Here is a 10,905-nt window from a genome sequence, read left to right on the forward strand (position 1 = left end):
TTTTGACTTAGGAATCGGACGCCTTATCCGGCCTTTATATTCTCTAACGCAAAATCTATTCTTTTGATCAGTTCATCCTTACCCAATATCTCAAATATCTGCATCAGGTCGGGTCCAGCACCGACACCGGTAATGGCCAATCTTACTGCCTGCATTACTTTTCCCAATTTGATGCCCGCTTCCGCAGCGGCATGGCCCAGCATTTCTTTGAAGCCTTCCGCTGTTATTGAAGCCTCCGCGGCTAGCAATTTTTCTTTAAAGGCAGCCAACACGGTGATGGCGTCCTGGTTCCACCTCTTTGCTACTACCTGGTCGTCGAATGATTTCGGAGGAAAAACCATAAACTTACCTTCCTTCCATAAATCCGAAGGGAAAGTAGCCCTTTCCTTCATCACTGCCACAATTTTCTCGGCTTTTTCCTGAGATACAGTAATATTTTCCTTCCTGAGATCAGCCTGAAGGTATTCTGCCAGTACCTCGTCGCTTTTGTCTCTCAGGTATTGCTCATTGTACCATTTTGCTTTGTTGATATCAAACTTGGTTCCTGACTTGCCAATCCTTTCAATGGAGAAAGCCTCCACCAATTCGTCCAGGGTGAATAGCTCCCTCTGATCTCCCGGGTTCCATCCCAGAAACGCCAGGAAATTGAGAAATGCCTCTGGAAGGTAGCCCGCCTCCCTGAAACCATCTACCAACTCTCCCGAATTGGGATCGGTCCAGTCAAGGGGAAAAATGGGGAATCCATGCTTCTCCGCATCCCGCTTGGAAAGTTTTCCATTCCCGTCCGGCTTCAATAGAAGAGGCAAGTGTGCAAATTCGGGCATGCTTTCTTCCCAACCCAGGTATTTGTACAATAGCACATGGAGCGGAGCCGAAGGCAGCCATTCTTCGCCCCGGATCACATGGGTGATTCCCATCAGGTGGTCATCTACTATGTTTGCCAGATGATAGGTCGGCATACCATCGGACTTCATCAATACTTTATCATCCAGAGAATTGGAATGCACCATCACCCATCCTCTTACCATATCATTTAGCCTCACTTCTTCCTTTCTGGGTATTTTGACCCGGATTACGTAGGGTTCTCCGGACTCCAGTCTTGCCTTTACCTCATCTGCCGGCAGGGTAAGGGAATTCTTCATCTGGGTCCGCGTGATGGAATTGTACTGGGGAGATACCACCCTGGCCGCAGTCAGGCGTTGCCGCATGGCTTCCAGCTCCTCTGAAGTATCAAAAGCATAGTAGGCATGTCCCTTATCCAATAGGTTTTGGGCATATTCCATATATAATGGCTTCCGCTCCGACTGTCTGTAAGGACCACAATCCCCTGGTTTCCATGGGCTTTCGTCAGGAGAAATACCGATCCAGTCCAGCGAATTCCTGATATAATCCTCCGCGCCGGGAATAAAACGGTTTTGATCCGTATCTTCAATTCTCAAAAGAAATTTGCCCTGATGTTTGCGGGCGAAAAGATAATTGTACAAGGCAGTACGGACACCACCAATATGCAAAGCTCCCGTGGGTGAAGGGGCAAATCTTACGCGTACTTCTTTACTCATAAACAGCCATCAATTTCATTTAAGAGGGCAAAGATAAGCAATAAATAAGGAATTCGCTGGCTTCGAGGCCAAAGTCTTGGCCATTTTCAGGTAAACCTTCCCGGGCCGCGGTATGTTCTATATCATTGATGATGAAAGAAAATTCTGCCAATAAGGATCAAATGGGACGGGAAATGGTCCGGCTGTTAAAAATATTTGGTTTGGCCTCATTGGGCCTGGTCCTGTTGCTTTCTTTGTTTAATGAACGACGCGCCAATAATACAGGAGAGGACCCCAGCTTCAGGCTCAGTGACTCCGGAATGCTGTTTTTTAAAAACATCCGAAGAATCGATTATGCGGTAAGGAGCATGCCAGACGCAGGCATCGATATTTATACCCACAAAGGATTCGACAGAGACAGTACACAAAACACTTTGATTCTGGAAATAATTGTACACAAAAACAGGAATACGGCATCACCCTACCTCTTGTCTGCAGGGCAACTGAAGCGCCGGGAGCCGCTCCTGCTGCACGCCATCAAAAAGGACGACTTGTACGGGACACTGGAGATCTCTACCGGTGACCGCTATGTGCACCTGGAGCAGGCAGGTATCATTTTCAACTGGCTAAGCAGCGAGATAGATAGCCTTAAGGCCAACGTGGGTGAGCGCTGGATTCCGCTGTTGGACAGCAAACGTGAAAGGGAGGCCTTTGTAAACAGCTACAACGATTTTCTCAAAATTACCGGTCAGCTTTGAATTGCATTACAAGCTTTGGGAGCGTAAGGAAAAACACAACCGGCGGCATGTAAGCTTCCTGGCAAAATGGACAAAAATTACAATAATAAATTCTATCTTGTCGAAAGAGCCTGAGATAGCAAACTATCCTGCCGACAGACCCAAAATATACCTGAAATGGAGCTCAAGAAAATTGATACGATCTGGCATTTTTTTGCCACCCAAAACCAAGTATTTCTCAAGAAAGAGGTAAGCCAGGACGTACACTATATATTTAAGAAAAACGATATCCAGCTCTCCCATTTCTTTAATCCTAAATTTGTAGGACAATCCAGCCTCTGTATGGCCCCTGTGGCTTTCGAAATGGCAGTCCAATCTTATGCAGCGGGACAAAAAAAATTCGGATTTCCTGCTCCCCCCGTTAAAGTTCACAAAAAGCTGTTTTTCCCGAGAGACTTACTTAAACTGACAGCTAACTACAACCTTTACGTGGAAAAAGACAGATTTAACCATTTCAGGGTGACGCTGGATGGTTTTATTCCCCGAAACATCCGGCAAACCTATCAACCGATAAATTTTATCAGTCAAACCCTCTGGGGGTTCAGGTATTTTTCGGAAACGATAAAAAACTAATTTCAGCAAATCCTCTAAACTTTTTTCAAGGCGATCTGATTAGATACAGTATGAACAAACAAGCACCTGCAACCTCTTTTCCAAAGTTTACCATGCCACACCGGGGCTTACTCTTACTTTCGGGAATCTATGCCTTACTCTGGGGAGCATTTTTCAGATGGTTTGGACCAGCAGTCCTGGGCTGGCTCGCGATGGAGACTAGTGTTCCAGCAGATACCGGCACCTTGATCTATGGTTCGATCGGCATGGCCGCCGGATTATTGCTTTTTCTTTCGGCCTTTTATCCTATCAGCTGGATATACCTGATGGGCATTGGGATGCTGGGCAAAATAATCTCACTGTTAAGTTTTCTCAGCCTGTACCTGGGAGCTTTGGGGTGGAACAAACGGGTGGCTTTTCATTTGCTGTTTAATGAGGCCATCTGGTTGATTCCGTTGGCCATTATTCTATGGAGAGCCCTAAAAGTAAAAAAGTTTCTGAAAACACAATCCTGATCGGCAGGAAACAAAAAACAACCAGATTTCAACGCAATCTTTGCCCTTTTGCCGGCTTATTACTCACCGAATCAGAGATAAACTACCCCAATCTCCTTTACAAGATTGGGGTAAACTTTATCAGGTCAGAATGATCAATAATATCAGTATCACAATCAGTGCGCCAGCAGAGATGTAAACACCACCCCCCAGGGCTTTTGCTTCTTTGTTGATTTCCCTCAGTTCGTTTCGAATCTCTTTACGCTCTTCCTTGTCCATGGCTTTAAAATCCATGGCCTTAATTTCCTTCACCCGCTCGTCCAATTGTTCCAAACGAGCCTGTTCTTCAGGACTGGGTTCTTTGTCCGCCGGTTTATCGCTGGCAATGGCCACAGGAGCAATGGCGGTCAACAACATCAGCATGGATAAAAAGTAAGCGATCTTTTTCATAGGTACGTGTATTAAAGGTTAAACATAATTTATCAATTTTTTCAAATGAGAGATTCCACTGAGGTTGACTATTTTTCGAAATATACCAATAATCCTACCAAAATACGGAAATAGACAGCAATTGGAAAAAATAACTGCCATAGGTGCTTTAGCTGTTCCTGAGGTTTGGCGTCCTTAAGTTCAAAATAATTAATGCCTGTCAGGGGCCATAACAGTAAAAATTTCTACAATTATCCAGCCAGACTCCAGCAATTTACAGGAGTGCATATCAGATAATAGTTTATTTTTAATTTTGATTTATGTAATTTAATTTCTACATTATATCGGATTTTACCACTTTTTCAGTTGACGAAATGGTTAAACTGCTCATGGAAATATGGCTACTGAATTAAATGTGATTGCTCCCTACACAAAAGGATGGGACTCGCAAAATCAATACGGTCGTACTGAAGCCCGCATAGTCCGCAACGCACCAAATAGCTGGGAGGTAATATTAGGATATGATGATCTTCCGGATCTAATCAATAAAATCAATCAATTACTTACCATAGATCCTGATCATCCTTGTTTGAAAACTTTGGAAATTTATGCCCACGGCAATCCTGTAGCAATCAATGACTTGTCACGGTCTGATGTCAATTCCTGGGCCAGCCAGTTGAAAACCCTTAGCTGGTGTGACGAAGCCAGTATTTATCTTTCGGGATGCAACACTGGACTAATGCGTACAACACGAATAACAAACCCTTTGGTAACAGGCCCTATTGCAAAGTTACTTGCGGATGCCCTACAATTTAATGCTACGTCGTTTGCCCATAGAATCTGGGTATATGGATCCAAAGGATATCTATCAGGGTCTCATGTAGAAGGTAGCGAAAAAACTGTCGATACCTTCACCGAGCGGGAATTGGCCTTATCCATACCACCCTGGACGACAACGATCTGGGAAAAATTCCCCGGAGGGTCAAATGCAACCGGAAATGCATGCTGGATAGGCTTTAAGAATGGCAATTGGTGATGGCTACTACTGTTAAAATAATTGAGTATGGTACCCCAAACGAACTTACATTGGATTCGTACCAACGCAGTTTATTTTTAAACGAACTAAGACGTGTACAGGGGTCTGGCATTTCAGTTTTTTTTAAAAATCTCTTTGCCCAAATGCGTAAGCGCTCAAGACCAATACTTATTCGCCCGGATTGTAAAATCTTAGTAGAGACCAATGGTCATGTAACCGAGTATTTTTTACAGGGCAAGTTTGTATTGCGCAAGAAAGGAAGCCGTTTAACCCATCAATTCTATATGGGAGTTTTGCTGGAGCATTGGCTTGGAATGCTTACCTAAGGGGAGTGGGTTTATAAAAAATATCCATTGTAATCCTTACATTTCAGATAACGGAAAGGAAACTGCGGTTGTCTGATAGTTTTCCCCAAAGGTTTCTAATTAAAAAAATTACGCCATGAAGGGTCAATTTATTGAAATCCTTTTCCCTGATCTAGTCCACCAATTCGTTAGATAGCTTGAAAATAAATCGAACGGCAAAATCGCTCTCCTCAGCGGCGATGGACTGTTTACATTCATCTTTCCTGTTTTCCGAATGATTGTGAAAAGCGGAGTGCAGGATTGATCTCGCCAAAGACCTTTGCACAAATTCTTATATTTTTCCATCCTAAGCATTGCCCAAAAATCACTAACTTGTGCTCAATTTAGCTGAAATGATCTGCAAACCATTTCTGTAAAAACCTCAAAAACCAAATCCACAAATGGCCAAAGGCAGTAAAAAACTTTTTCTTCTGGACGCAATGGCCCTGATTTACAGGGCACATTTTGCCTTCAGCAAAAATCCCAGAATCAATAGCAAAGGCCTGAACACCGGGGTCATGCTTGGCTTTACCAATACCCTGCTTGAAGTCCTGGAAAAAGAAAACCCTACCCATATCGCCGTGGTTTTCGACACCAGTGCACCCACCTTTCGCCACAAGCAATTTGAAGCCTATAAAGCCAACAGACAGGAACAACCCGAAGACATTGAGGTGGGTATTCCCTGGGTCAAACAAATTGTGCAGGCATTCAATATCCCCACGCTGGAGCTTGATGGCTACGAAGCGGACGATATCATCGGGACGCTGGCCAAGAAGGCCGAAAGGACCAGTTTTACGGTGTATATGATGACTCCCGATAAGGACTACGGGCAATTGGTGGAAGACCACATCTATCTCTATAAACCGGCCTTTATGGGCAACGCAGTAGATATCATGGGGCCAAAGGAAATTTGCGAAAAGTGGGATATCGAGCATGTAGACCAGGTAAGGGATATTCTGGGGCTCATGGGAGATGCTGTGGACAACATACCCGGAATACCCGGCATTGGTGCCAAAACCGCTGTTAAGCTTTTGAAAGAATACGGATCGGTGGAAGAACTGGTCAAAAATACCGATCAACTAAAGGGAAAGCAGAAGGAAAATGTAGAAAAATTTGCCGAACAGGGTATTTTATCCAAGGAGCTGGCTACGATCATGCAGGATGTACCCATTGATTTTGATGAGAAAGCCCTCACACGGGACCCTCCAGATGAAGAAAAATTGAAAGCGCTCTTTGCTGAACTGGAATTCAGGACCCTTACAAAAAGAGTATTTGGAGAAGCCCTCAAAAAGCCGGCACTGAAAGTGGATGAACAGTTGGGTTTATTTACAGGGGGGGATGCTGCGGCCAGTGAGGATATGCCAGCTCCTGCGCCACCCATTACGAGCAGCAGCGGCCCGGGCAATCTTTTTACCCGGGACCATGATTACTACAAGGTCTCAGGAGAGTCCGCCATCAAAGATTTGGTGCGCTACCTCCTGATGCAAAAGGAGATTTGTTTCGACACAGAAACTAGCTCCATCAATCCCAATGAAGCCGAATTGGTAGGTATTTCATTTGCCTATTTGCCCGGTGAGGCTTACTACATTCCTTTCCCCGGAGAAATGAAGGCAGCAAAAGAAATTCTGGCCCTGCTGGAGCCGGTTTTTTCATCCGAACATATCCTTAAAATCGGTCAAAATATCAAATATGATATTCTGGTATTGATGAATTACGGGATGGAAGTGAAGGGTAAGCTATACGATACCATGCTTGCCCATTACCTGATCGAGCCCGAGGGCAAACATTCCATGGATTGGATGGCCGAACAGTACCTCAATTATAAGCCTGTTTCCATTGAGAGCCTGATTGGAAAAAAAGGGAAAAATCAGGGCAACATGAAGGATGTAGACCCGGACAAAGTCGTGGACTATGCTTCCGAAGACGCCGACATTACGCTTCAGTTAAAATCGGCTCTTGATCCCATCATCCGGGAAAATAAGCTGGAGCCTTTGCTTCACGAAGTCGAAAGCCCATTGATAGGCGTGCTCGCGGCCATGGAGTTTGAGGGTGTTCGCATCGATACCGATAGTTTGGCAGAGATGTCCAAAAGCCTGGAAAGTGAAAGCTGGGAGATAGAAAAAAAGGTCTATGAAATGGCGGGTGAAAAGTTTAATCTCAGCTCTCCAAAGCAACTGGGCGAGATCCTCTTCAACAAACTCCAACTGGACCCTAAGGCAAAGAAAACAAAAACGGGGCAATACGCTACCGGAGAAGAAGTACTGAGCAAACTTGCGATGGAGCATGAGATCGCTCAGGCAATATTGGATTACAGGCAGATGGTCAAGCTCAAGTCCACCTATGTGGACGCGCTGCCAGGTCTTATCAATCCTAAAACCGGCAGGATCCATACTACCTATAATCAGTTCGTAGCCGCCACAGGCAGGCTCTCGTCGATCAATCCCAACCTGCAAAACATTCCGATCCGGACAGAAAGGGGAAGAGAAATCCGCAAGGCTTTTGTCCCCAGGGACAAAAACCACCTGATCCTGGCGGCAGACTACAGTCAGATAGAGTTGCGCATCATGGCGGCTTTTTCTCAGGATTCATCCATGATTGAGGCCTTTAAAAACGGGCGTGATATTCATGCGACCACCGCAGCGAAAATATTTCAGGTGCCACTGGAAGAGGTAAGCGGGGACATGCGTCGGAAAGCAAAGACCGCCAATTTTGGCATCATTTACGGAATTTCTGCTTTTGGATTGTCACAACGCCTTCAAATTCCCCGGGGAGAGGCCAAAGATATCATTGATGCCTATTTCAAGGAATTTCCCTCCGTAAAAGCGTATATGGATGAGAGCATAGAAAAAGCCCGGAAAAATGAGTATGTAGAGACCATTCTGGGGAGAAGGAGGTATCTGAGGGATATCAATAGCCGCAATGCCACGATGCGGGGTTTTGCCGAACGCAATGCCATCAATGCACCTATTCAGGGTTCTGCAGCAGATATGATCAAAGTGGCCATGATCCATGTGCACGAATGGATGCTCCAACAAAAGCTGAGATCCAAAATGATACTCCAGGTACACGATGAATTGGTCTTTGATGCCCACAAGGAAGAAACGGACCTGTTAAAGACAGAGGTACCCAAACTCATGTCAGAGGCCATCAAAATTGCCGTTCCCCTGGAAGTGGAAGTGGGGATAGGAAATGACTGGCTCGAAGCACATTGAGGTTTTTATTTGTAAGCGCCCGATATACGCCATCTTTTAAAAAAACAGCCCATTTACATGGCCAAAATTAAAACTGCTTATTTCTGTCAAAACTGTGGGGTGGAAAGTGCCAAGTGGGTAGGAAAATGTCCTTCATGTGGGGAATGGAACACCTATGTGGAGGAAGTGGTGCAGAAAGATGAGGGCAAGAGAGGCACCTGGCAATCAGACCGGAGTCCTGCAAAAACCAGCAAACCCAAAAGATTGAGAGAGATCAACTATGAAGAACAAAGCAGGTTGGTCACGGGAGATGCTGAGCTGGACCGCGTCTTGGGAACTGGCATCGTTCCCGGCTCTCTTGTCCTGATCGGCGGGGAACCGGGAATTGGCAAATCCACGCTGATGCTCCAGATCGCCCTCATGCTCAATGGAACAAAAATCCTGTATGTTTCCGGCGAGGAGAGTGAAAGCCAAATCAAAATGCGCAGTGAGCGGATGAAATACCAATCCGACCAATGCTACATTCTCTCGGAAACCAATACCCAACAGATTTTTCAGCAGATAGCAGTGTTGGAACCAGACCTGCTGGTCATAGACTCTATACAAACCCTGCACAGCCAGTACGTGGCATCTGCTGCCGGATCGGTCAGCCAGGTCCGGGAATGCACGGCAGAATTGATGAAATTTGCCAAACAAACCGGTACTCCTGTGTTTCTAATCGGCCATATCACCAAGGATGGGTCGATCGCCGGACCGAAAATACTGGAGCACATGGTAGATACGGTGCTGCAATTTGAGGGTGACCGGCACCTGAGCTACCGCATTCTCCGAACCTCTAAAAATCGCTTTGGCTCCACCAATGAACTGGGAATTTATGAGATGCATGTAGATGGACTCAAAGCGGTAACCAATCCCTCTGAGATACTTCTGACACAGCGTGAAGAACAACTCACCGGAGTAGCCATCGGTGCAATGCTGGAAGGAAATCGCCCCCTTCTCATAGAAATTCAATCCCTGGTCAGCCCGGCCACCTATGGCACCCCGCAGCGGAGCAGCACCGGACATGACGCCAAACGACTCAGCATGCTTCTGGCTGTACTCGAAAAAAGGGGTGGAATGCGACTGGGACAGCAGGATGTGTTTCTCAACATTGCCGGAGGCCTCAGGGTGGATGACCCCGGCCTGGACCTGGCTGTATGCGCTTCCATAATTTCCTCCCATGAGGAAAGTCCCATCGATCCGGGCACCTGTTTTGCAGGAGAGGTGGGCCTGGGTGGAGAGATCAGGGCAGTAAACCGCATTGAAAGCCGGATAGCCGAGGCTTCAAAAATGGGGTTCAAAAGAATAATACTGTCCAGGTATGCCATTAGAGGACTGGATCGCAGCAAATTTCCGATTGAAATCGTACCGATTGGAAAATTGGAGGAAATGTACCGGCTCCTCTTTCTCTAGGAAGCTATCCCTAAATATTGGCCATGGGCTTTTTGCCCCCAAAGGCAGCGAAACAGCAGTTTTTGTGCAGCACGTCCAGTTGGGTGAAACCTACTTTTTCCATCAGTCTTAGCTGAAAAGTAAGAGAACGGGGGCTGTCTTCTTTTTCTATATAGTCAAATACTTTCTTTCTGTATTTCAATCCACCGATCTTCTCCAGGTACCGGGCATATCTGTTCCACATCATCTCCTGTATCTTCGGATCATCATGTGCCACCAAATCAGAAATCCAGAAGGAACCTCCGGGTGCCAGAAGCCCGTAAATTTTTTCGAATACCTGCTCCCAGTCCTGCTCATCTCTCAGGTGATGCAGTACGGCTGCCGCGACGATGATATCATATTTATTGCCTGTCAAATTAGCATCCCGTATGTCCGACTGTATGGTAGAGACTTTGCCTGTAGTGGCCCAGGACACCCTATCCTGTGCCCGATCCAACATGGGTTTGCTCAAGTCCAGTAAATCACAATCTATTTGAGGAAGGTACTGTAAAATTTTCAGGGATAGATTTCCTGCACCTGACCCAATGTCCAGCAAAGTTTTTGCCTGAGGACTGGATACCACTACCGCATTGGCGATAAGCTCCATGGATAAGGGGGCGTCCATAGTTGCCTCCTGCCCGGTATCCAGATTGGAAAAACGCTCTACATCTCCGTCAAATCTCTTTCTAATTTCCTCAGTAGTTGATTTATTTTGCATATAGTTAGGGTCTGCTTAGAAAATAAAAAAGTGACGTTTTAGCGGTTTTTAGAGGTTTTTTTCACAAATTAAGGGTGTATAAGTGCAAGTAACTATGCGAAAGACCACCAAAAGGCGTGCACCACGCAGCGAATATACCAGCCCAAACCAGCTTTCTCTTTCAGGATTTGAGACACCATTCTATAACCAACTGGCCCCATCCAACCGTTGGGTGGTACTCAGTAAGCAGATTCCCTGGGATGATCTGGTCAACATGTATAGCAAACGAAACCCGCCTAAAGCAACCGGAAGGCCTGCCCTGAATCCAAGAGTCTTGATCGGAGCAGTGATCATCAA

At 45.8% G+C, this 10,905-nt stretch carries 9 protein-coding genes and 1 pseudogene; 7 read left to right on the forward strand and 3 right to left on the reverse strand.

The window, feature by feature from the left end; all coding sequences use genetic code 11:
- Positions 1 to 23: 23 nt before the first annotated feature.
- Positions 24 to 1,559: a glutamate--tRNA ligase gene (gltX, locus tag BUB19_RS05085; RefSeq protein WP_073093070.1), complete on the reverse strand. Its 1,536-nt coding sequence runs from the start codon at positions 1,557 to 1,559 to the stop codon at positions 24 to 26.
- A 128-nt stretch (positions 1,560 to 1,687) separates the two neighbouring features.
- Here gltX and BUB19_RS05090 point away from each other — a divergent pair, with 128 nt between their 5' ends.
- The 3 genes from BUB19_RS05090 (at position 1,688) to BUB19_RS05105 (ending at position 3,402) form a co-directional block, all read left to right on the forward strand.
- On the forward strand, positions 1,688 to 2,296 hold the full coding sequence (locus tag BUB19_RS05090) for a hypothetical protein (protein WP_143155912.1): 609 nt from the start codon (positions 1,688 to 1,690) through the stop codon (positions 2,294 to 2,296).
- A gap of 156 nt (positions 2,297 to 2,452) precedes the next feature.
- Positions 2,453 to 2,908 carry a hypothetical protein gene (locus tag BUB19_RS23940; RefSeq protein WP_143155913.1) on the forward strand — a complete coding sequence of 152 codons (456 nt, stop codon included), beginning with the start codon at positions 2,453 to 2,455 and terminating at the stop codon, positions 2,906 to 2,908.
- Between the two features lie 50 nt (positions 2,909 to 2,958).
- Entirely contained in the window at positions 2,959 to 3,402 is a 444-nt protein-coding gene (locus BUB19_RS05105; RefSeq protein WP_073093085.1) for a hypothetical protein, read from the forward strand.
- Between the two features lie 120 nt (positions 3,403 to 3,522).
- Here the strand turns inward: BUB19_RS05105 and BUB19_RS05110 are convergent, their stop codons facing one another.
- Positions 3,523 to 3,831 (reverse strand): hypothetical protein, encoded by a 309-nt coding sequence (locus BUB19_RS05110; RefSeq protein WP_073093089.1) that lies wholly within the window; start codon positions 3,829 to 3,831, stop codon positions 3,523 to 3,525.
- Positions 3,832 to 4,207: 376 nt separating this feature from the next.
- On the opposite strand from BUB19_RS05110, the gene BUB19_RS05115 reads away from it, so the two are divergent.
- The 3 genes from BUB19_RS05115 to radA all read left to right on the forward strand — a co-directional run bounded on the left by BUB19_RS05115 (position 4,208) and on the right by radA (position 9,833).
- A complete protein-coding gene (locus BUB19_RS05115) occupies positions 4,208 to 4,846 on the forward strand; it encodes a hypothetical protein (RefSeq protein ID WP_073093092.1) in 639 nt (212 codons plus the stop codon).
- Positions 4,847 to 5,591: 745 nt separating this feature from the next.
- A complete protein-coding gene (gene polA, locus BUB19_RS05125; RefSeq protein WP_073093099.1) occupies positions 5,592 to 8,402 on the forward strand; it encodes a DNA polymerase I in 2,811 nt (936 codons plus the stop codon).
- A gap of 57 nt (positions 8,403 to 8,459) precedes the next feature.
- Entirely contained in the window at positions 8,460 to 9,833 is a 1,374-nt protein-coding gene (gene radA, locus BUB19_RS05130; protein ID WP_073093103.1) for a DNA repair protein RadA, read from the forward strand.
- Positions 9,834 to 9,843: 10 nt separating this feature from the next.
- Here radA and BUB19_RS05135 read toward each other — a convergent pair whose 3' ends face one another.
- A complete protein-coding gene (locus BUB19_RS05135; protein WP_073093106.1) occupies positions 9,844 to 10,569 on the reverse strand; it encodes a class I SAM-dependent methyltransferase in 726 nt (241 codons plus the stop codon).
- A 94-nt stretch (positions 10,570 to 10,663) separates the two neighbouring features.
- Between BUB19_RS05135 and BUB19_RS05140 the strand changes: the two are divergent.
- A pseudogene (locus BUB19_RS05140) lies at positions 10,664 to 10,905 on the forward strand (IS5 family transposase); the annotation flags it as partial.

Source organism: Cyclobacterium lianum (genome assembly GCF_900143075.1).
In the GTDB taxonomy this organism is placed as follows: domain Bacteria; phylum Bacteroidota; class Bacteroidia; order Cytophagales; family Cyclobacteriaceae; genus Cyclobacterium; species Cyclobacterium lianum.

What these genes read in the sequence shown, in the direction of transcription:
- gltX (WP_073093070.1), bottom strand. Translation starts at nt 1,559, where the DNA reads ATGAGTAAAGAAGTACGCGTAAGATTTGCCCCTTCACCCACGGGAGCT.
- BUB19_RS05090 (WP_143155912.1), top strand. Translation starts at nt 1,688, where the DNA reads ATGATGAAAGAAAATTCTGCCAATAAGGATCAAATGGGACGGGAAATG.
- BUB19_RS23940 (WP_143155913.1), top strand. Translation starts at nt 2,453, where the DNA reads ATGGAGCTCAAGAAAATTGATACGATCTGGCATTTTTTTGCCACCCAA.
- BUB19_RS05105 (WP_073093085.1), top strand. Translation starts at nt 2,959, where the DNA reads ATGAACAAACAAGCACCTGCAACCTCTTTTCCAAAGTTTACCATGCCA.
- BUB19_RS05110 (WP_073093089.1), bottom strand. Translation starts at nt 3,831, where the DNA reads ATGAAAAAGATCGCTTACTTTTTATCCATGCTGATGTTGTTGACCGCC.
- BUB19_RS05115 (WP_073093092.1), top strand. Translation starts at nt 4,208, where the DNA reads ATGGCTACTGAATTAAATGTGATTGCTCCCTACACAAAAGGATGGGAC.
- polA (WP_073093099.1), top strand. Translation starts at nt 5,592, where the DNA reads ATGGCCAAAGGCAGTAAAAAACTTTTTCTTCTGGACGCAATGGCCCTG.
- radA (WP_073093103.1), top strand. Translation starts at nt 8,460, where the DNA reads ATGGCCAAAATTAAAACTGCTTATTTCTGTCAAAACTGTGGGGTGGAA.
- BUB19_RS05135 (WP_073093106.1), bottom strand. Translation starts at nt 10,569, where the DNA reads ATGCAAAATAAATCAACTACTGAGGAAATTAGAAAGAGATTTGACGGA.